The organism is Streptomyces sp. ACA25, assembly GCF_028200735.1.
GTDB lineage: Bacteria > Actinomycetota > Actinomycetes > Streptomycetales > Streptomycetaceae > Streptomyces.
The window spans coordinates 63065-84129 of the sequence record NZ_JAQKPV010000004.1 but is presented as its reverse complement, the minus strand read 5'-3'; the positions used below and the strand labels follow the sequence as shown (position 1 = coordinate 84129).

Here is a 21065-nt window from a genome sequence, read left to right as displayed (position 1 = left end):
CGGACGTCAGTGCTTGCGGAGGAAGCGGCGCAGGCGGGCCGGCGGCCAGGTGTTGATGACGTCGTCCTTGGTCAGTCCGGCGCGCTGGGCGGTGCCGACGCCGAACCGCATGTGGGCCAGATCGGTGACGGCGTGGGAGTCGCTGTCGATGGCGAACTTCACGCCGTGCCGCCGGGCGCGCCGGATGTCCTCGTCCCCCAGGTCGAGGCGGTCGGGGTGGCCGTTGACCTCCAGGGCGGTGCCGGTCCGGGCGCAGGCGGCGAACACGGCGTCGAAGTCTGCGTCGATCCCGGGGCGCCTGCCGAGTTTCCGGGTGGTGGGATGCCCGATGATGTGCACGTGCGGGTTCTCGCAGGCGCGCACCAGGCGGCGGGTCAGGGCTTCGCGGCTCTGCCGGAAGTGGGAGTGGACCGAGGCCACGCACAGGTCGAAGCCGGCCAGGAAGCCGGCCGGCCAGTCCACCTCGCCCTCGGGGCCGATGTTCAGCTCGGTCCCGTGCAGCAGCCGCATGGAGCGGTGCTTGCCGTCGAGCTCCCGGACCCGTTCGCGCTGGGCGAGGATCTTCTCGTCGGTCATCCGCTGCATGGTGAGGTCCGGGGCGTGGTCGGTGACCGCGTAGTAGGAGTAGCCGCGGTCGGCGGCGGCGGCGACCATGGCCTCCAGCGGGGCGAGGCCGTCGGTGAGGTCGGTGTGGGTGTGCAGATCGCCGCGGATGTCGCTCAGGGTGACCGGTTCGGGCAGCTCGCCCCGCAGCGCGGCCTGGATCTCGCCGCGGTCCTCACGCAGGGGCGGCGGGATCCAGGGGAGGCCGAGCCGGTCGTAGACCTCCTCCTCGCGGAGGGAGACGACCCGCTCGCCGGTCTCCGCGTCGTGCAGGCCGTACTCGGAGAGCCGCAGCCCTCTACGGCCGGCGATCTCACGGAGACGGATGTTGTGGGCCCGGGAGCCGGTGAAGTACTGCAGCCCGGCCCCCCAGGAATCCGGCGGCAGCACCCGCAGGTCGACCTGGACGCCGCCGGTGGTGCGCACCGAGGTCTTCTTCCGGCCGTGGACAAGGATCTCACCGGTCTGCGGCAGACGGGTGAACGCCTCCATGACGGGTTCCGGGTGCTCGGCGGCGGCGAGGATGTCGAGGTCACCGATGCTCTCACGCATGCGGCGCAGTGATCCGGCGAAGGCGCAGCGCTCGCACCCGGGAACTGCGGAGAGGGCGGCTACCAGCTTCTCGGCCAGGTCGGTGGCGGCGCCGAGCCGCAGGCGGTCGCCGGCCTGCTGCACCAGGGCGATGCCGTGCAGCAGGTTCTCCTCGGTCCGGCCGCCGAAGCCCTTGAGGTCACGGAGCCGCCCCTCGTGAACGGCGCGGCCCAGCTCGTCGACGGAGGTGACGCCGAGCTCCTCGTGGAGGATCAGCGCCCGCTTCGGGCCGAGGCCGGGGACGCGGGTCAGCTCCCGCACGCCGGCGGGGATGCGGGAGCGGGCCTCCTCGACGGCGGGCACCTGGCCGGTGCGCAGGTACTCGGTGATCTTGTCGGCGATGGAGGACCCGACGTTCGGGATCCTCCGCAGCGCCCCGGCGTCGAGGGCGGAGACCTCTCCCTGGTGTCCGCGGACCGCGCGGGCGGCCCGCTCGTAGGCGCGCACCCGGAAGGCGTCTCCGCCGGTGATCGCGAGAAGGTCGGCGTACTCCTGGAGGAGCGCCGCGACCTCGTCGTTGGACCGGGCCATGCTCCGAGTTTAGTGCCGGGCGAGGTGCCGTGCCGGGCGCGCGACAGGGCGAGCCCTGGCTGACGCGGGCACCAGTGCCGCGTCAGCCGGGGTTGGCGAACCCTGGCTGACGCGGCACTAGGCAGACAAGGGGCGGGTACCCCCTGAGTACCGCAGCGCAGCGCTGCCGGGTCAGCAGCTGAGGAAGGGGACATACCGTGCGGGCGACGTTCATGCTGGGACGGATCGCCGGGATCAAGATCGGCGTGCACTGGAGCGTTGTGGTGATCTTCGGCCTGATCTGGCTGGGGCTCGCCGCCGGACGGTTTCCCGCGGCCTACCCGGACCGTGCCGAACCGGTGTACGCGGCACTCGGCCTGGTCACCGCCCTGGTCTTCTTCGCGTCGCTCCTGGCCCACGAGCTGGCGCACGCCCTTGTGGCGCGGCGCAACGGGGTCGGTGTCGAGGACATCGTGCTGTGGCTGCTCGGTGGGGCGGCGAAGATGAAGTCGGAGGCGCCGAACCCGGGGGCCGAGCTGCGGATCTCCGGGGTGGGACCGCTGGTCAGCCTGGTGCTGGGCATCGGCTTCGGCATGGGTGCGGTGCTGCTCAACGCGGTGCACGGGCCGGGCCTGGCGCTCGAAGCGGTGGTCTGGCTCGCGGCGATCAACATCCTGCTGGCGCTGTTCAACACGATTCCCGCCGCGCCGCTGGACGGTGGCCGGCTGCTGCGGGCGTTCCTGTGGTGGCGCACCGGGGACCGGTTGCGGGCCACCCGGGGGGCGACGCTGGCCGGTCAGGTCTTCGGCTGGCTGCTGATCGCACTGGGGCTGTACCTGTTTCTGTGGGGTGCCGCGTTCGGCGGGCTGTGGCTGGCGCTGATCGGCTGGTTCCTGATCGCGGCGGCCAGCATGGAGGGCCGCCAGGCGCGCCTGCAGGACGTGCTCTCCGGGGTCCGGGTACGGGAGGCGATGACGCCGGACCCCGTCGCGGCTCCCGGCGGGCTGTCGGTCACCGACTTTCTGTCCGACGCCCGCTACCGGTACCGGCATTCGGCGTTCCCGGTGGTCGGGGACGACGGCGCCGCCGCCGGGCTGCTGACTCTGGAGCAGGCCCAGCAGGTGCCGGACGAGGTCCGGGCGACGACGCGGGTCAGCGAGGTGCTGATTCCGCTGGACGAGGTCCGGAAGGCCGCGCCGGAGGACGCCCTGGTGGATCTGCTGCCGCAACTGGAGCCCGGGGCGCGGAACCGGGTGCTGGTTCTGGAGGCGGGCCGGCCGGTCGGCATCGTCTCGCCGTCGGATGTGAGCCGGACGGTGAACTGGCTGGTCGCGGTCGACGAGGAGCGGCGCAGCGGCCGGAACGGGTGAGACGGCCCGGGCACCGGCCGCCGGCTCCGGCTGGTTCCCGGAGCCGGCGCCACGGGTCAGCGCGCCGTGCAGGCGGCGCTGTTCAGGGTGAAGGCAGCGGGGACGCTGTTGCTGCCGGTGTGGGTGCCGGTGAAGCCGACCGAGACCGAGCCGCCCGCCGGGATGGCCGAGGTGTAGGACGCCGCCTGGACGGTGACCGACGAACCGGTCTGGGAGGCGGTGCCGCCCCACATGTTGGAGATGGTCTGACCGTCGGTGAACGTCCAGCCCAGGGTCCAGTCGTCGATCGCGGTGGAACCGGTGTTGCGGATGGTGACGTCGGCCTGGAAGCCGCTGCCCCAGTCGTTGAGGACCCGGTAGTCCACGGCGCAGTCGGCGGCCGGGGGCTCCCCGCCCGCGGAGGTGGTCACGGATACGGTGCCGGAGCGGTCGGAGCGGTTGCCGGCGGCGTCGCGGGCGTAGACGGCGAAGACGTACTCCGTGTCGGCGTCGAGCCCGCCGACCGTGATCGAGGGGGCGGCGCTCGTGGCGACCCGGGTCTCGTCGGAGCCGCTGACCCGGACGATGTCGTACGCGGTGACGCCGACGTTGTCGGTGGAGGGGGTCCAGGTGAGGCTGACCGTGCTGCTGGTCACGGCCGAGGCGGCCGGGGTTCCGGGGCGGGACGGCGGGGTGGTGTCCTCGTCCTGCCCGGAGCCGAAGACGGCGGCCTCACGGGAGGTCTCGGCGATGCCGTTCGGCCCGTTGAAAAGCCGCTCTCCCCAGCTGGTCAGCGAGTTGGGGTTGAAGTTGTTGACCATGTCGAGGTACTCGACCGGGCTGCCGTTGCCGCTCCACGACCAGCCGAGGTAGCCGGTGCCGAACTCCTCGCTCAGGCGCAGGATCGCGTCCTCGTCCGGGGTTCCGTCGGAGTGGTCGTGGCCGAACTCGCCGACCAGGATCGGCAGTCCCGCGTTCACGAAGTCACTGAGGTAGCTGCGGATGGAGGACTCGGTCTCGTAGACCCCGTACATGTGGATGGAGAACACCGTGTTGCCGTGCGGATCGGCGTCGAAGACCGACTGCGCGTTGTTCCGCATGGTGTTCGTCCAGTCCTGGCCCCAGTTGGGGCCGTCCACCATCAGGGCGTGGTCGAATCCGGCGTTGCGGAGCTTCTGGATGGCCCCGCGGGTGTCCGCCGCCCACCGCTCGTACCCCTGGTTGCCGTGCGGCTCGTTGCCGATGTTGATGATGACGTAGTCCTCCTGGCCCTCCAGGGCGGACTTGATGCCGATCCAGTAGTCGGCCGCCTGGTCCAGGGTCGCGGCGCCGTCCTGTTCCCCGTAGCCGGTGGTGTCGTGGACCTCCAGCACACAGATGACACGGTTCGCCCGGCAGTCGGCGATGACGCTCGCCACGTCCTGGGCGCTGTTGCGCTCCCATCGGTGCCCGCTGCTCAGGACCACCCGGATCGAGTTGGCACCGAGGCCCTTGATGTTCGCGATGGAGGACGTCTCCTGGGGGTACCAGGCATGCGGGTGGTTGACGCCCCGCATCACGAAGTCGTTGCCGTTGCTCTCCACCAGCCGCCCGTCACTGACGTGCAGGCCCGTCTGCGTGGTGGACGGCTGGCCGACCGCCGACCCGGGCCCGGCGACCAGCAGGCCGAACAGGGTGGCGAGCGCGGCGCCGACCGCCAGGCCGAGGCGCGTTCTCTTCTTCATGGTCTTCTCTCCTCAGGTGAATCCGACTCGCAAAGACACCGAGCGGCGGGGGGGAGTCTGGGAGCGCTCCCATACGACCCATCAGGCCAGTCTTGTTGATGGCATGTCAAGTACTCTGCCGCGACTAAGTGAAGTGTCCGAAGTAAGTTCCCCTCCCGGTGCGGCCCCCTCCAGGACGGGCAGGTGCGACCGGAAACCCGGAACGGGAGGCGCAGGCGCCGCACTTTCCCGGGGTCTATTCGCCCATTTGCCGGGCTATTTGGGTGCTCTTATCCTGTTTCGAGTGCAGAAGGGTGACACGCACCCGGACGCCACTGGAGGCCACCATGCGCCGTTCTTTCCTCACCCGGCTCACCCTGTGCACCGCGGGCGGCATCCTCGCCGCCACGATCGCTGCGGCTCCCGCCGCCCCCGCCGCCCCCGCCGCCCCCGCCGCCCCCGCCGCCCCGGTGGAGCGGAGCGGCTCCCCCGCACCCACGGAACCCCGCGGCCACCGGGGCCCGTCCGGCCTCATCGCGGCCTACCCCGACCTGCGCCTGCGGGCGGCACCGACCACCCGCTCCGCCACCGTGATCACGGTCCGGCACGGGAAGCGGGTGCAGATCCTCTGCCGCACCCACGGACAGCGGGTGCGGGGCAGCAGCGTCTGGTACCTGCTGCACAACGGCTACTACGCCTGGGCCCCGGCTTCCGCCGTGCGTGTCACCGGCCGCACCCCGGAGCGCTGCTGACCGCACCTGCGGCCGGGGCGCTCACCGGACGGCCGCTCGGAGCCCGTCCGCCTTCCGGGCGGCGGACTCCGAGCAGGGAAGACCAGGTTACCGACGGGTCAAATAGTGCCGCGCAAGGGATTGACGCCCTTGTTGACACGTAGTCTCATAAGGTGGACCGCCGGACCCACCGAGGAGACCGCAGATGACCACGGCACCGGATACCGACTTCACGTCCCTGCGGGATGCCCTGGGCGTGCTCAAGGACCGTGAGCGGGTGGCGGAACGGCTGCTCGCCTCCTCCGCCAAGCACTCCTTCGACCCCGATCAGGAACTCGACTGGGAGGCCCCGTTCGAAGAGGGCAAGTGGCACTGGCCGCCGGAGCTCCTCTCGCTCTACGACACACCGCTGTGGTACTCGATGTCGCAGGAGCAGCGCCTGGAGCTCTCCCGGCACGAGTCGGCGGCCCTCGCCTCCCTCGGTATCTGGTTCGAACTCATCCTGATGCAGCTGCTGGTCCGGCACATTTACGACAAGCCCCCGACCAGCGCCCACGTGCGGTACGCGCTCACCGAGATCGCCGACGAATGCCGGCACTCGATGATGTTCGCCCGGGTCATCGAGAAGGGCGGCACCCCCGCCTACCCGGTCAGCCGCGCGCACCAGAACCTCGGCCGGCTCTTCAAGACCATCTCCACCACCCCCGGTTCCTTCACCGCCACGCTGCTCGGCGAGGAGGTGCTGGACTGGATGCAGCGGCTCACGTTCCCCGACGAGCGGGTCCAGACGCTGATCCGCGGGGTGACGCGGATTCATGTCGTGGAGGAGGCCCGGCACGTGCGCTACGCCCGGGAGGAGCTGCGCCGTCAGATGCTGACGGCACCCCGCTGGGAACGCGAGTTCACCCGGCTGACGTGCGGGGAGTTCGCCCGCGTGTTCTCCGTCGCGTTCGTCAACCCGCAGGTGTACACGAACATCGGCCTGGACCGCCGGGAGGCGGTGGCTCAGGTGCGGGCGAGCGCCCATCGCCGCGAGGTGATGCAGAACGGCGCCCGGAAACTGACGGACTTCCTCGACGACATCGGGGTGCTGCGGGGTGCAGGCCGGGCGATGTGGAAACAATCCGGCCTTCTGGCCTGAACCGACGAGCACAGCCGGAGGTGTACCGGCGGCCGGAAGCACCCTCCCCCACCGTGCTGCTGCTGCCCGGCGGCGGCCGGACCGGACCGGCCCAGCCGCCCTGGGGGGACCCGCCCGCGCTGCGGCGGCGAGAACGGCTGGGCCCGGCGGCACCGCACGGCGCGCGCCGCCCCCGGTGCCGCCGGGCCCTCGTACGTCCTCGTCGCCGACCGTCCGTCAGTGCAGCATCAGCGAACGGACCATCCGGCAGGTGATGTCGGAGGGCGGACGCACTCCGATCAGCGGTGCGATGGCGCGTATCCGGCGATTGTGGGCCTGGGTCGGGTGAAAGACCCCGGTGTCGAGCAGAGCCGTGGCCAGCCGAAGCGCCTTGAGGCGGCGGTTGTGGGACTCATACCATTCACGCGGCTGCTCGGCGGGCAGCCGCTTCTTCTGCAGTGGTGATCCGGCGAGCGGGAAATGTGGAGCGACAACGGCCATCGGCAGCCTCCTGGAGGTGTCGGCGAACCATGCGAACACTTTCCATTCTCCCGTCCGGTACTGACAAAAACCGCTGGCCCCGCGACCCTTGAGGGGGCATCCTCGCGCGCATGACCTCACACCTGCAGAACGTCGCGATCGACGCCGTCAACGCCTACGAACTCGCCCGCTTCTGGAGCGCGGTCACCGGCCATCCGCTGCACCCGGAGGACAAGCCGGGCGAGCACGAGTGCCAGGTGCTGCTCCCGACCGGTCCCGTCCTCCACTTCAACCAGGTCCCCGAACAGAAGGCCGGCAAGAACCGCCTCCACCTCTGCCTGCGCCCGGACACCACCCGCGAACAGGAGGTCGAGCGCCTGCTGACCCTCGGCGCCGCCTTCGTCGAGGACTTCCGCGAACCGGACGGCACCGGCTGGGCGGTCCTGGCCGACCCCGAGGGCAACGAGTTCTGCGTCCTGCGCTCCACCGCCGAGCGCCGGCCGTAACCCGCCGGGCCCCCTTTCCGTGTGCCTGGTCACCACTCTGCGGGATAGGAGCGTCCCGGCCCGGGTGGCGGCTACGCTACCCGGCATGAGCAGCCGCCCCGCCCCGCCCGGCCCCGCGTACCGCAGGCTGAGTGTGGAACAGCGCCGTGGTCAGCTGATCGCCACCGCCCAGCGGCTCTTCGCCCAGCGTCCGCCCGAGGAGGTCTCGCTGGACGACGTGGCCCGGGCGGCGGACGTCTCCCGGCCCCTGGTGTACCGCTACTTCCCCGGCGGGAAGCAGCAGCTGTACGAGGCCGCGCTGCGGAGCGCGGCGGACGACCTGCAGCGCTGCTTCGTCGTGCCGCCGTCCGGCCCGCTCTCCACCCGGCTGGCGGGGGCCCTGGACCGGTACCTGGGCTTCGTCGACCGCAATGACGAGGGCTTCACCGCCCTCCTGAAGGGCGGCAGCGTCGTGGAGACATCCCGCACCTGCGCCATCGTGGACCAGGTACGCCGCAGCGCCGCCGGACACGTGCTGCGGCATCTGGCCGTACCGGAGCCGGGGCTGCGGCTCCGGTTGGCGGTGCGCACCTGGATCACCACGGTGGAGGCCGCCTCACTGATCTGGCTCGACGAGGACAAGGAGCCACCGCTGGAGGAGCTGCGCGACTGGCTGGTCGACCAGTTCATCGCCCTGCTGGTGGTCACCGCGGGGCATGACGAGGCCACGGCCCGCGTGCTGCGCGAGGCGGTGACCACGGAGCCCCCGGGCGGGCCGGTCGACGCGCTGCTCCGGCGGAGCACCGCCGCGCTGGCACCCGCACCCGCACCCGCACCCGTGGAGCGGTGAGGCACCGGTGCGGAGCGAACAAACCCCCTTCGTCGGCGGCCCCCTGGACGGACGGACGCTGCCGGTGCTGCTCGGGATGACGGGAAAGCCGCCGAAGACCTACGAGGTGCCGGTCCCGGGCACGGGCGAGGAGCCGGACGTGGTCCACGTGTACCGGCTGGAGGCGTCCGGGCACACCCGCCGGCTCGGCCTCCCGCGCGGCTGGCGCTACGTGTACGACCCGGAAGGCACCCCGTCCGGTGGTCTCCGCTGGCCCTGGTCACGCCCCCGGCACTGACCCTCCGTCCGCTTTCCGGCCTGCGTCCTGTTGCTTTCACCGTCCCTGCGCGGGGCCGACGCTGACCGTACGTCACGTCGACGGCCCGTCACCCGTACGCCCGCTCCGGCGTGCGCGGACACCGGCCGGGGGGCAGGATCGCCGGGACAGCCTGCCCTACCCGCCCCGGACCGTTCAGCGCCGCACCCGGCAGCTGCCCGGGCAAAGCGACGCCCCTCGGAGGTGATTCCATGGCCGGCCGCTGGTGGGCCCGGTCCGCCTGTGCCACGGCGCTGGCCGCCGTGGCGCTCACGGCTCCGCCGCCGCAGGCCGCGGCGGAGCCCGGCACGGACCGCCCCACCACGGCGGAGTCCGCCACCGGGGCCGGCGAGCTGCTGGTGGAGCTGCGCGCGCTGTACCAGGAGCTCGGCGCCGCCTCCGAGGCCCACCGGGCGGCCGAGGAGCAGTCGCAGGCTCAGCGCGGCCGGGCGGAGCGGCTCACCGCGGAGCTCGCCGGCACCCGCGGGGAGCTGGCCGGGAGCAGGCAGCGGATCGGCCGGATGGCGCGCGAGGAGTACCGGACCGGCGGAGTGCCGCTCTCCTCCGCTCTGCGCCTGCTGCTCAGCAACGACCCGGCCGCCGAACTGCGCCGGCAGGAAGTCCTCGACCGAGCGGCCGAGGACCAGGCCGGCCTCCTGAAGGAGCTGTCGCAGGAGACCGAGCGGGCCGGGCAACTGGCCGGGCAGGCCCGGGCGGCTCTGGAGAGCCGGGAAGCGCTCGCCCGGCAGCGGGAGCAGCATCAGGAGGCGGTGCGCCGGCGGCTGGCGGAGGTCGAGGAGCTGCTCGCCCCGCTGACCGCGGAGGAGCTGGCCGCCCTGGCGGCTCAGGAGGCCACCGGAAGCGGACCGGCCCGGCGAGAGCCGGCGGCGGGGGAACTGCTCCGGAGCACCCGGCAGAACCCCTCGGCAGAGGGAGCGCGGGCGCTGGATTTCGCGCTGTCGCAGGTGGGCAAGCCGTACCGGTGGGGCGCGGACGGCCCGGACGCCTTCGACGGCTCGGGGCTCACCCACTGGGCCTGGGAGCAGGCGGGGCGCACGGTGCCGCGGGCGGGCCGGCAGCAGTGGGGGCAGTTGGAGCGGGTGCCCACGGACCGGCTGCGGCCGGGCGATCTGGTGGTCTATTTTTCCGGGGCGACACACCTGGCGCTGTACGCCGGGCAGGGCATGGTGGTCCACTCGCCGCCCGGCGGTGAGGTGCGGGTCTCGCCGCTGGCGGTGGCCCCGGTCCTCGGGGCGGTGCGCCCGGACGCGGACGGGGACCCCCTGCCGGAGTACCGGGCACCGGAGCTGCCCGGCCCCGGGGCGGCCCTCGCCGCGTCCCCGGGGGAGGTCCGGCTCGGAGAGCCCGGGCAGGCACCGGGTGAGGAGCCGGCTACCCCCTGACCTCCGGCCCGTCCTGCTGAAGCGCCGCGCGCAGCTGGGGAGTGAGCAGGTGCCCGGCCCGGCCCACGAAGCGGGCCATGTGGTAGGTGACGATGGCCAGATCGGCCACCGGCGCGGTGTGCACGCCGAGCAGGGAACCGTCGCTGATCGCCATCACCACCAGGCTGCCGGTCTCCATCGCGACCAGGACCTGCTCGACGCGGCCGGCGTCCATCAGCGCCGCGGCCCCGGTCGTGAGGCCGGCGATGCCGGAGACCACGGTGGAGAGATCCGCCGACGCCCCCTCGGGGCCGGCGGGGAGTTCCTCCGGCAGTGACGGCGGGCCGGCCGGGCCGGAGACCACGGAGGAGAGCAGCGGCAGGCCGTCCGAGGACACCACGGCCACCGAACGGATCCCGGGAGCCTCGTCGACCAGCCGGGTCAGCAGCCAGCGCAGGTCCCGGATGCCGGCGCACGCCTCGTTCGCAGAACCGGTGCGGAGCGGAGAGCTCACGACGGCACCTCCTCCCCCGCTTCGGGCCCCGGAGGCCGGCCGGCGTCGCGGTGGCCCGCGCGGGATCCGCGCTGGAAGCCGCCGAGCCGCTGCCGCAGGTCCTCGGGATCGACCGCGGCACTCGCGGACCGGGCGGCGGGCAGCTCCGGGGAGGACGGGGCGGCGGCCCGGCTGCGCACGGGCAGCCCGCCGTCCGTGCGGGCCGGCGGGGCGGCCTCGGCAGCAGCTGCGCTGTCCGCCGCCCGGGAGTGCTCCGCACCGCCCTCGGGGGACGCCGCAGGCGCGGGACCGGCCGGGTCCGCGGCGGACGAGCCGGGTAGGGGTGCGAGGTCCACGGGCTCGGGATCGGCCTGGACGAGCGCCCGGGGCAGCTGCACCTCCGCCGCGATACCGCCCTCCGGACGGGCCCGCAGCACGGTCCGCAGCCCGTGCCGCGAGGCCAGCCGGGCCACCGTGTACAGGCCCATGCCGACGCCCGGGTCGCCGTCCGCGCCGGGCGGCGGCAGCGCGCCGGGGTCGGAGAGGCGCTCGTTGAGCTCGGTGAGGCGCCCGTTGGTCATGCCGATGCCGTCGTCGGTGACGCTGAGCGTGAGCCGGTCCTCGCCGAGGTGACCGGTGATCCGCACGCGGGTGTCGGCCGGGGAGAAAGCGGCGGCGTTGTCGAGCAGCTCGGACAGCAGGTGGGTGATGTCGCGCGCGGCGTGGCCGGCGATCCGCACCGGTGGCGGCAGGGGCTCCAGTTCGGCCAGGTCGTAGCGCTCTATCTCGCTCACCGCGGCGCGCAGCACATCGACCAGCGGGACCGGCTCCGGGTGCTCCGCGGCCCGCTCGGCCCCGGCCAGCAGCAAGAGGTTCTCGCTGTGCCGCCGCACGCGGGCGGCGAGGTGGTCGAGGGCGAAGAGGGTGGAGAGCCGGTCCGGGTCGGTCTCCTGCTCCTCAAGACGCTCGATGACGGCCAGCTGGTCGCTCACCAGGGTGAGGATCCGCTGCGCGTGGTGGGCAAACGTGCCGTGCACGGCGCCGTGCAGCAGGGCGAGTCGTTCGCTGAGCTCCTGCTGCTCGCTGCGCAGCCGGTCGCGTTCGGCGGCGAGCCTGCCGTGCTCCTCACGGAGCCCGCCCCGGTCCTCGCTGGCCTCGGTGGCCTCCTGCTGGAGGCTGACGGCGCGGGCGTGCAGCGCGTTGACGGCCGCCACCACCTCGGCGAACTCGTCGTTGCGCCCGGTGTAGCGGAGCGGCTCCTGGCCGGCCGGGTCGGCTGCCACCCGGCGGCTGCCGAGCCGCACCGCGGCGAGCGGCCGGGTGAGGGAACGGGCGGTGTGCACGCTGACCGCGAGCGCGAGCAGCAGCGCGGCGGCCACCAGGGCGATGCGCAGCTGAAGGGCGGTCACCTCACTGTCCCTCAGCTGCTCGGCGCTGTGCACCTGTGCGGTGGTCAAGGAGGACAGCACGCCGCGCTGGAGCTCGGTGCGGGCCGACAGCAGAGCGGAGACCGCTGCGGGGTCGAGCTCCCGGGCCTCGTCGGTGAGATAGGGCTGCGCGGTGAGCTCACTCAGCTGCTCCTCGGCCGCCTGGACCTCGGGGCCGGTCACGGTGCGCTGGTAGCTCTCCCTCCCCTGGCTGCCGGCCGTGCCGGTGAAGTCCTGGAGTGCGGCGGCCTCCCGGGCGTGCGTGCGCTGCGCGAGGCCGGCGAGCTCCTGCTGCGGGCCCTCTCCGAGCAGCCCGGCGACCAGCAGGGTACGGGTGGCCGCGGAGGCGTCGACGGCCCTCACCAGATCGGGAAGGGCGGCGGCTTCGGGGCCGGACGCGCGGTCGGGCCGGGCCAGACTCGCAGCCCGGGTCAGTCCGTCCAGCTCCTCGATCACCGCGGTGTACGCGGTGTGCACCTCGGCGGGGGTGCCGGTGCCGGAGACGGCCAGCTCACGCGTCTCGGCCAGGGTGTCCAACCGCTCGGCCACGGAGCGCGGGGCATCCGGGCGCAGTTGTTCCGCCCGCCGGTCGGCGCGGGCGCGCGCGGAGTCGGTCAGCGCCTCCGCACGGGCCTCGGGAGTGTCGGTCATCTGCGCGAGGACGAGGGCGTCCCGCTCGTCGGCCAGGGTGTGGGCGAGCGAAACGGCCTGCCTGCTCAGCTCGGCCGCCTCCGCGGCCTGCTGGGACCTGCTCAGGTCCTGCGCCGCCCCGAGTACGACGGGAGCTCCGGCGGCGAGCACGGCGACCGCGGTGAGGGCGACTCCGGCCAGCAGGCGGTTGCGCACCCGGGCCCGCGGGCCGCGGGGGGAGGCCGACGGATCGCCGGCCGGTGCGGAAGGGGGCGGATCGGCGGGATCGTGCAGTGTTTTCTTCCGCACCTGTGCTCGCATTCTCGTCCCGGCCGGCCGGGGGGCGGCCGGGCTGGTGGTCCAGCTGGTCGGGCATGGGTCGGTCGCACGCGCCTGCACCGACTGTGCCAGTGCCGGCGGGACGAGGAGAGGACCTCACCACCCGGTCACCCGAAGGAGTGAACAATAACCGGAGTTGACGGACAAGCCGGAGGCTTCGGCCGACGGCTTCGGCACGGTACCCGGACTGGCTTTCCCGGCCGGCTCCTGGCAAGATCCGCGCATCACGCCGCCCACGCGCGGACATTTCACCGAGAAATCCCCGAAATACCGTCCTGGGGCAGACTATTACCATGCGCATCCTGTCCGCCACGGAACCCGGCACCGCCGGCCGCCCGAACGAGGACTTCGCCGCCACCACGGCGGGGTCGTCGGGTCAGGGCGGAGCGCTCGTGGTCCTCGACGGAGTGACCCCGCCCCAGGGCGACTACGGCTGCCTGCACGGCGTCCCGTGGTTCGCCGCCCGGCTCGGAGGGAGCCTGCTCGGGCTGGCCGCCGCACAGGGCGGCCCGCCACTGCGGGAGTGCCTGGCGACCGCGGTCCTCCGCACCGCCGACGCCCACCGGGACACCTGTGACCTTTCTCACGCCCGCACCCCGCAGGCCACCGTCGCCGTGGCCCGCTGGGACGCCGGAACGGTCGAGTGCCTGGTGCTGAGCGACGCGGTGCTGCTGCTCGGGCTGTCCGACGGCACCGTGCGGACGGTCCTCGACACCCGGCTGGACGACCTGCGGCCCGCCCACCGCGGGCTGCCGGCCGGCGAACGGGCGGCCCGCCTGGAGTCCCTGCGCAACCACGAGGACGGCTTCTTCACCGCCGCGGCCGATCCCTCGGTGGCGTCCCGGGCGGTGACCGGCACCCTGCCACGGGAGGCGGTGACCGGCCTGGCGGCACTGACCGACGGAGCCGGCCGCTGGGTCGATGTCTTCGGTTTCGGGGACTGGGCCGCCCTCTACGGGCTGCTGAGCCGCGAGGGGCCGGAGGCGGTGATCGGCGAGGTGCGCGCCGCCGAGGCAGCGGACCCGGCGGGCACCGCATTTCCCCGCGGGAAGTGCCATGACGACGCGACGGTGGTTCTCGCCCGACCGTGAAGCCCGCCCGGCCGGGCACGGCCGGGCCTGCGAGGAGGTACCCATGCCCGCTCCGCCGGTACCGGCAGATCCCCCAGGGCCGGCCCGCCCACCCGGCCCGCCCGGCGTGGAGGACCGCCCGGTCGTCCTGGACCGCCGGGACGGCCCGTACGGCGAGGTGGTGCTGCGCCGGCACGGTGAGCTGCTGCAGATCATCGCCAACGGCTGTTTCCTGATGGACACCTCCGACGGCCGCTCCGAACGGCTGCTGGTCCGCTCCGCGCTGACCGCACTGGACGGCCGGCCCGCCCCCCGGCTGCTGATCGGCGGCCTCGGCGTCGGCTTCTCGCTGTCCGAGGCCGCGGCGGAGCCCCGCTGGGGGCACATCACGGTCGCCGAACGGGAGGAGGCAGTGATCGACTGGCACCGCACCGGCCCGCTCGCCGGACTCACCTCCGGGGCGCTGGCGGACGAGCGCACCGCACTGCTGCACACCGACCTGCTGGAGCACCTGGCCGGCACCGCCCGCCGGTACGACGCCCTGTGCCTGGACATCGACAACGGCCCCGACTGGACGGTCACCGAGAGCAACGCCGGACTGTACTCCCCCACGGGCCTCGCCGCCTGCCGGCGCTGCCTGACCCCCGGGGGCGTCCTCGCGGTCTGGTCGGCACAGCCGTCGGCGGCGTTCGAGACCGCTCTACGAAATGCCGGCTTCTGCGGCATTCGAACCGAAGAGGTGGGTGTTGCCCGAGGTGTCCCCGACGTGGTGCATCTCGCCACGGAAGTGGCATAGCCCGACGTCGACTCAGGGCTCTACGCTGCTGCCAACGTCCGTCAAAAGCATGGACGGCCAGATCCAGCCGACTGGCACGACACCCTCCCGGGGGCGGGACATGAATCACGCAGAGATCAGTTATCAGCCGACGGACCGAGAGGACCCGGAACAGCAGCCGCCACCGGACGCAGCGCCGCAGGCCGACCCCCACGACCGGCCGACCGACCACAGCCACCCCAGCACGGCAGCCACACCCGGCGTCCAGCGACGGGTCCTCGTCGTCGAGGACGACCCCACCATCGCCGACGCGATCGCCGCCAGACTCCGCGCCGAGGGGTTCCTCGTGCAAACCGCGGCCGACGGACCCGCCGCCGTGGAAACCGCCGCCACCTTCCACCCCGACCTCCTCGTCCTCGACATCATGCTCCCGGGCTTCGACGGCCTGGAGGTGTGCCGCCGGGTACAGGTCCAGCGGCCCGTGCCGGTGCTCATGCTGACCGCGCGCGACGACGAGACGGACATGCTCGTCGGCCTGGGCGTCGGGGCCGACGACTACATGACCAAGCCCTTCTCGATGCGTGAGCTGGTGGCGCGGGCCCACGTACTGCTGCGCCGGATCGAACGGGCCACCGTCGCGGCGACCACACCGCGGCCGGGCAGCGTACGCCTCGGCGACCTGGAGATCGACCGCACCCAGCGGCGGGTCAGGGCGGCCGGCAAGGACGTCCACCTCACACCGACCGAGTTCGACCTGCTGATGTGCCTGGCCCGCTCACCCCGGGCGGTCCTCACCCGGGAACAGCTGCTCACCGAGGTGTGGGACTGGGCGGACGCCTCCGGAACCCGGACGGTGGACAGCCACGTCAAAGCCCTGCGGCGCAAGATCGGCGCGGAGCGCATCCGCACCGTGCACGGCGTCGGGTACGCGCTGGAGACCTCCGCGGGCTCCTCCGGGCAAGCGGCGGACGGCGAGGGCTGAGCAGGGTGTCCGAGGTCTTCCCCGCTCCCCTGCTGCGACGGATCTGGGCGGCCTCCCGGCCGCTCGATCCGTTCCGCTCGGTGAAGGCGGCGCTCTGCGGGCTGGTGGTGCTCTCGGTGGGCATCACCACCGTGCTGACGCTGCTCGCCCACCGCTCGTCCATCGAGCTGCGGGTGATCGCGATCATCGCGGTGATCGCCTCCTTGCTGATCACCCAGTTCGTGGCGCACGGGCTGGCCACTCCGGTCACGGAGATGACGGCCGCCGCGCGAGCGATGGCCCGGGGCGACTACGGCCGCCGCGTGCGGGTGGCGCGGCGCGACGAGCTGGGCGATCTCGCCCAGGCGTTCAACCGCATGGCGGCCGACCTGCAGGCCGTGGACCGGCACCGCAAGGAGCTGGTCGCCAACGTCTCGCACGAGCTGCGCACCCCCATCGCGGGCCTCCGGGCAGTGCTGGAGAACGTGGTGGACGGGGTTTCCGAGGCCGACCCGAAGACCATGGCCACCGCACTGCGGCAGACCGAGCGGCTGAGCCGGCTGGTCGAGCAGCTGCTGGACCTGTCGCGGCTGGAGAACGGCGTGGTGCCGCTCCAGCCGCGGCGGTTCCTGGTGGAGCCCTACCTGTCCGGGGTGCTCGGTGACGCCGGAGTGGCCCTCGGCCGGGGCCATGCGCGCACCGACGTCCGGCTCGCCCTCGACGTGCCCCCCGACCTGGTGGCGCACGCCGATCCCGAACGCCTCGACCAGGTGGTGACGAACCTGGTGGACAACGCCGTCAAGCACAGCCCGCAGAACGGCCGGGTGACGGTCCGCGCGCGAGCGGGCCAGCAGCCGGCCGGCGGGCTCGTGCTCGAAGTCCTCGACGAGGGCCCGGGCATCCCCCGGTCGCAGCGCGAGGTGGTCTTCGAGCGTTTCGGACGCGGCACCCGGGCCGACGGCGGATCACCCGACGGGGGCACCGGTCTGGGCCTCGCGATCGCCCGCTGGGCGGTGGCCCTGCACGGCGGGACGATCGAGGTGGCCGAATCCCGGCGCGGCTGCCGCATGCTGCTCACCCTCCCGGCGGAGCAGCCCGCATCCCGTTGACGTAGGGTCGTGGGCACCGGACGGCAGCGCTCCGCATCCGTCGTGCGCGGCATCCGGGCAGGCCGCACGGGTTGCGGGTGGCCGCCGGGAGATTCCGCGCCCCGGCGTTGCGCGGCAGGGCCGAACCTCCGGTCATGCCCGCTTGGTCACCCCCCGAAACTACTTCGGGAATGTGACGTACGCGACGACTGGGCTCGGGGAACTGCGCCGGAGGGCCTTGTAGGCGTAGCCTTGATTTCCGCTGTCCCATCACCTTGCGAAGCGGAAGAGGGCGGTTGCCGCCGTGTCGCCACAGTCCCCGAACACCTCGAGTGTCTCCACCGAACAGACAGGAGCAGGCCCGACCGGGTCAGGGAAGAACCCTGCCGCCGGCTTCGGTGCCAACGAATGGCTGGTCGACGAGATCTACCAGCAGTACCTCCAGGATCCGAACTCCGTCGACCGGGCCTGGTGGGACTTTTTCGCCGACTACAAGCCCGGTGCGGCCGACGCCGCGAAGAAGCAGCAGGCCGCTAAGGACCGGCCCGCCGCGGACCCCGGAACCGGCCACGCGCCGCAGCAGCAGCGTGTGAGCGGCCCGGACGGCTCCCCCGAGGGCCGGGCGCCGGAAGCCCCCGCCCGGCCGGCCCCGGCCAAGCAGCCCGTCCGGCAGGACCCGGCGCCCCCCGCCGAGCCTGCCGCCGGCAAGGCTGCGCCGGAGAAGGCGGCGCCGCAGCCCTCCGATCAGCCGCAGGGACCTGAGCTCGTGCAGCTCCGCGGACCGGCCGCCGCGGTCGCCAAGAACATGAACGCCTCCCGCGACCTGCCCACGGCCACCTCCGTGCGCGCGGTCCCGGTGAAGCTGCTGTTCGACAACCGCATCGTCATCAACAACCACCTCAAGCGGGCCCGTGGCGGGAAGGTCTCCTTCACCCACCTGATCGGCTACGCCATGGTGCAGGCGATCAAGGCGATGCCCGCGATGAACAACTCGTTCGCGGAGAAGGACGGCAAGCCGACGCTGGTCAAACCGCAGCACATCAACCTCGGCCTCGCCATCGACCTGGTGAAGCCGAACGGGGACCGGCAGCTCGTCGTCGCCGCGATCAAGAAGGCCGAGAAGCTCAGCTTCTTCGAGTTCTGGCAGGCGTACGAGGACATCGTCCGCCGTGCCCGCTCCAACAAGCTGACGATGGACGACTTCTCCGGTGTCACCGCCTCGCTGACCAACCCCGGCGGCATCGGCACCGTGCACTCCGTGCCGCGGCTGATGCCCGGTCAGGGCCTGATTCTGGGCGTCGGCGCGATGGAGTACCCGGCGGAGTACCAGGGAACCTCCCAGGACACCCTGAACAAGCTCGGCATCTCCAAGGTCATGACGCTGACCAGCACCTACGACCACCGGGTGATCCAGGGCGCGGAGTCCGGCGAGTTCCTGCGGCTGATGAGCCGGCTGCTCCTCGGCGAGGACAACTTCTACGACGACATCTTCGAGGCGCTGCGGATCCCCTACGAGCCGGTCCGCTGGAACCGCGACATCGACGTCAGCCACGACGACGAGGTCACCAAGGCGGCCCGGGTCTTCGACCTGATCCACTCCTACCGGGTGCGCGGCCACGTGATGGCCGACACCGACCCGCTGGAGTACAAGCAGCGCAAGCACCCGGACCTGGACATCACCCAGCACGGGCTGACCCTGTGGGACCTGGAGCGCGAGTTCGCCGTCGGCGGCTTCGCGGGCAAGTCCATGCTGAGGCTGCGCGACATCCTCGGCGTGCTGCGGGACTCCTACTGCCGCACCACCGGCATCGAATACATGCACATCCAGGATCCGACGGAGCGCAAGTGGATCCAGGACCGTGTGGAGCGCCCGCACCACACCCCCGAGCGCGAGGAGCAGCTGCGCATCCTGCGCCGGCTGAACGCCTCGGAGGCGTTCGAGACCTTCCTGCAGACGAAGTACGTGGGGCAGAAGCGGTTCTCGCTGGAGGGCGGCGAGTCCGTCATCCCGCTGCTGGACTCCGTGCTGGACGAGGCGGCGGCGGCCGAGCTGGACGAGGCCGTCATCGGCATGGCACACCGCGGCCGGCTCAACGTGCTGGCGAACGTGGTCGGCAAGTCCTACGCGCAGATCTTCCGGGAGTTCGAGGGCAACCTCGACCCGAAGTCGATGCACGGCTCCGGCGACGTCAAGTACCACCTGGGCACCGAGGGGACGTTCACCGGCCTCAACGGTGAGCAGATCAAGGTCTCGCTGACCGCCAACCCCTCGCACCTGGAGGCTGTCAACCCGGTTGTCGAGGGTGTGGCCCGGGCGAAGCAGGACATCATCGGCAAGGGCGGCACCGACTTCACCGTGCTGCCCATCCTCGTTCACGGTGACGCCGCGTTCGCGGGCCAGGGCGTGGTTGCCGAGACCCTCAACATGTCGCAGCTGCGGGGTTACCGCTGCGGCGGCACCGTGCACATCGTCATCAACAACCAGGTCGGTTACACCGCGGCGCCCGAGGCGGCCCGCTCCTCGATGTACTGCACCGACGTGGCGCGGATGATCGAGGCACCGATCTTCCACGTCAACGGTGACGACCCGGAGGCCGTGTGCCGGGTGGCCCGGCTCGCCTTCGAGTACCGGCAGGCGTTTAACAAGGACGTCGTCATCGATCTGGTGTGCTACCGCCGCCGCGGGCACAACGAGGGCGACAACCCGGCCTTCACCCAGCCGCTGATGTACGACCTGATCGACAAGAAGCGGTCGGTGCGCAAGCTGTACACCGAGTCGCTGATCGGCCGGGGCGACATCACCCTGGAGGAGGCCGAGCAGGCGCTGCAGGACTTCCAGGGCCAGCTGGAGAAGGTCTTCAAGGAGGTTCGCGCCGCGACCGACGCCCCCGGGCGGACGCCGGCTCCCGCGCCGCAGCCGGAGTTCCCGGTTGCCGTGGAGACCGCGGTCAGTCACGAGATCGTCAAGCAGATCGCCGAGTCGCAGGTCAACATCCCCGACCGCATCACCGTCCACCCGCGGCTGCTCCCGCAGCTCCAACGCCGGGCGGCGATGATCGAGGACGGCACGATCGACTGGGCGATGGGCGAGACCCTCGCCATCGGCTCACTGCTGATGGAGGGCACCCCGGTGCGCCTGGCGGGCCAGGACTCCCGGCGCGGCACCTTCGGCCAGCGGCACGCGGTGCTCATCGACCGGGACACCGGCGAGGACTACACCCCGCTGATGTACCTCTCGGAGGACCAGGCGCGGTTCAACGTCTACGACTCGCTGCTCAGCGAGTACGCGGCGATGGGCTTCGAGTACGGCTACTCGCTGGCCCGGCCGGACACGCTGGTCATGTGGGAGGCGCAGTTCGGCGACTTCGGCAACGGCGCGCAGATCACGATCGACGAGTTCATCTCCTCGGCCGAACAGAAGTGGGCCCAGACCTCCGGGGTCACCCTGCTGCTCCCGCACGGTTACGAGGGCCAGGGCCCGGACCACTCCTCGGCCCGGATCGAGCGGTTCCTGCTGCTCTGCGCCCAGAACAGCATGACCGTCGCGATGCCGTCGCTGCCGTCGAACTACTTCCACCTGCTGCGCTGGCAGGTGCACAACCCGCACCACAAGCCGCTGGTCGTCTTCACCCCGAAGTCGATGCTCCGGCTCAAGGCGGCCGCCTCCAAGGCGGAGGAGTTCACCACCGGCGGATTCCGTCCGGTGATCGGCGACGAGACGGTGGACCCGGCGGAGGTCCGCAAGGTCGTGTTCTGCTCCGGCAAGGTCTACTACGACCTGGACGCGGAGCGGAAGAAGCGCGGCGTCACGGACACCGCCCTGATCCGCCTGGAGCGCCTCTACCCGCTGCCCAGCGAAGAGGTCCAGGCCGAGATGGCCAAGTACAAGCGGGCCTCGAAGTTCCTGTGGGCCCAGGAGGAGCCGGCCAACCAGGGCGCGTGGCCCTTCATCGCGCTCAACCTGGTCGACCACCTGGACCTGGTCATCGGCTCCGAACCGGTCCCGAACGCCGACCGGCTGCGGCGGGTTTCGCGCCCGTCCTCGTCGTCCCCGGCGGTCGGGTCCGCAAAGCGCCACCAGGCCGAACAGCAGCAGCTGGTCGGCGAGGTCTTCGACCTCTGAGCGGTGTTTCCCGGCCGTGGGGCCCCGCCGCTGACCGCGGCGGGGCCCCACGGCCGTCGG

At 72.4% G+C, this 21065-nt stretch carries 17 protein-coding genes; 12 read left to right on the top strand and 5 right to left on the bottom strand.

Going from position 1 to position 21065, the window contains the following annotated elements:
- Window positions 1-6: 6 nt before the first annotated feature.
- Window positions 7-1725: a DNA polymerase/3'-5' exonuclease PolX gene (polX, locus tag PJ985_RS08395; protein WP_271682965.1), complete on the bottom strand. Its 1719-nt coding sequence runs from the start codon at window positions 1723-1725 to the stop codon at window positions 7-9.
- Window positions 1726-1922: 197 nt separating this feature from the next.
- On the opposite strand from polX, the gene PJ985_RS08390 reads away from it, so the two are divergent.
- Window positions 1923-3074 (top strand): site-2 protease family protein, encoded by a 1152-nt coding sequence (locus PJ985_RS08390; protein WP_271682964.1) that lies wholly within the window; start codon window positions 1923-1925, stop codon window positions 3072-3074.
- 56 nt (window positions 3075-3130) lie between these two features.
- Here the strand turns inward: PJ985_RS08390 and PJ985_RS08385 are convergent, their stop codons facing one another.
- The gene (locus PJ985_RS08385) at window positions 3131-4777 is read right to left on the bottom strand and encodes a cellulase family glycosylhydrolase (protein ID WP_271682963.1); all 1647 of its coding nucleotides are present in this window, start codon (window positions 4775-4777) and stop codon (window positions 3131-3133) included.
- A gap of 326 nt (window positions 4778-5103) precedes the next feature.
- On the opposite strand from PJ985_RS08385, the gene PJ985_RS08380 reads away from it, so the two are divergent.
- Both PJ985_RS08380 and PJ985_RS08375 read left to right on the top strand, forming a co-directional pair.
- Window positions 5104-5508, top strand: coding sequence for an SH3 domain-containing protein (locus tag PJ985_RS08380; protein ID WP_271682962.1), 405 nt, complete (start codon window positions 5104-5106; stop codon window positions 5506-5508).
- 184 nt (window positions 5509-5692) lie between these two features.
- Window positions 5693-6628: an AurF N-oxygenase family protein gene (locus PJ985_RS08375; RefSeq protein ID WP_271682961.1), complete on the top strand. Its 936-nt coding sequence runs from the start codon at window positions 5693-5695 to the stop codon at window positions 6626-6628.
- 216 nt (window positions 6629-6844) lie between these two features.
- Here the strand turns inward: PJ985_RS08375 and PJ985_RS08370 are convergent, their stop codons facing one another.
- Entirely contained in the window at window positions 6845-7108 is a 264-nt protein-coding gene (locus PJ985_RS08370) for a hypothetical protein (protein WP_271682960.1), read from the bottom strand.
- Window positions 7109-7218: 110 nt separating this feature from the next.
- On the opposite strand from PJ985_RS08370, the gene PJ985_RS08365 reads away from it, so the two are divergent.
- From PJ985_RS08365 to PJ985_RS08350, 4 genes are all read left to right on the top strand, one after another.
- Window positions 7219-7593, top strand: coding sequence for a VOC family protein (locus PJ985_RS08365; protein WP_271682959.1), 375 nt, complete (start codon window positions 7219-7221; stop codon window positions 7591-7593).
- An 85-nt stretch (window positions 7594-7678) separates the two neighbouring features.
- The gene (locus PJ985_RS08360) at window positions 7679-8422 is read left to right on the top strand and encodes a TetR/AcrR family transcriptional regulator (RefSeq protein WP_271682958.1); all 744 of its coding nucleotides are present in this window, start codon (window positions 7679-7681) and stop codon (window positions 8420-8422) included.
- A gap of 7 nt (window positions 8423-8429) precedes the next feature.
- The gene (locus PJ985_RS08355; RefSeq protein ID WP_271682957.1) at window positions 8430-8699 is read left to right on the top strand and encodes a hypothetical protein; all 270 of its coding nucleotides are present in this window, start codon (window positions 8430-8432) and stop codon (window positions 8697-8699) included.
- A 230-nt stretch (window positions 8700-8929) separates the two neighbouring features.
- A complete protein-coding gene (locus PJ985_RS08350; protein WP_271682956.1) occupies window positions 8930-10120 on the top strand; it encodes a C40 family peptidase in 1191 nt (396 codons plus the stop codon).
- Here the strand turns inward: PJ985_RS08350 and PJ985_RS08345 are convergent.
- Both PJ985_RS08345 and PJ985_RS08340 read right to left on the bottom strand, forming a co-directional pair.
- Window positions 10110-10613 carry a roadblock/LC7 domain-containing protein gene (locus PJ985_RS08345; RefSeq protein ID WP_271682955.1) on the bottom strand — a complete coding sequence of 168 codons (504 nt, stop codon included), beginning with the start codon at window positions 10611-10613 and terminating at the stop codon, window positions 10110-10112. The two genes, PJ985_RS08350 and PJ985_RS08345, sit on opposite strands and share 11 nt — an antisense overlap.
- Window positions 10610-12958 carry a sensor histidine kinase gene (locus tag PJ985_RS08340; protein ID WP_271682954.1) on the bottom strand — a complete coding sequence of 783 codons (2349 nt, stop codon included), beginning with the start codon at window positions 12956-12958 and terminating at the stop codon, window positions 10610-10612. The genes PJ985_RS08345 and PJ985_RS08340 overlap by 4 nt, the downstream gene beginning before the upstream one ends.
- Window positions 12959-13281: 323 nt before the next feature.
- On the opposite strand from PJ985_RS08340, the gene PJ985_RS08335 reads away from it, so the two are divergent.
- The 5 genes from PJ985_RS08335 to PJ985_RS08315 all read left to right on the top strand — a co-directional run bounded on the left by PJ985_RS08335 (window position 13282) and on the right by PJ985_RS08315 (window position 21005).
- On the top strand, window positions 13282-14079 hold the full coding sequence (locus tag PJ985_RS08335) for a hypothetical protein (RefSeq protein ID WP_271682953.1): 798 nt from the start codon (window positions 13282-13284) through the stop codon (window positions 14077-14079).
- Between the two features lie 43 nt (window positions 14080-14122).
- Complete coding sequence (locus PJ985_RS08330) at window positions 14123-14854, top strand: spermidine synthase (RefSeq protein ID WP_271682952.1); 732 nt, start codon at window positions 14123-14125, stop codon at window positions 14852-14854.
- Window positions 14855-14954: 100 nt separating this feature from the next.
- Window positions 14955-15815: a response regulator transcription factor gene (locus tag PJ985_RS08325; RefSeq protein WP_271682951.1), complete on the top strand. Its 861-nt coding sequence runs from the start codon at window positions 14955-14957 to the stop codon at window positions 15813-15815.
- The gene (locus PJ985_RS08320) at window positions 15812-16903 is read left to right on the top strand and encodes an ATP-binding protein (RefSeq protein ID WP_443033451.1); all 1092 of its coding nucleotides are present in this window, start codon (window positions 15812-15814) and stop codon (window positions 16901-16903) included. The genes PJ985_RS08325 and PJ985_RS08320 overlap by 4 nt, the downstream gene beginning before the upstream one ends.
- A 283-nt stretch (window positions 16904-17186) precedes the next feature.
- Entirely contained in the window at window positions 17187-21005 is a 3819-nt protein-coding gene (locus PJ985_RS08315; RefSeq protein ID WP_271682949.1) for a multifunctional oxoglutarate decarboxylase/oxoglutarate dehydrogenase thiamine pyrophosphate-binding subunit/dihydrolipoyllysine-residue succinyltransferase subunit, read from the top strand.
- Window positions 21006-21065 lie beyond the last annotated feature (60 nt).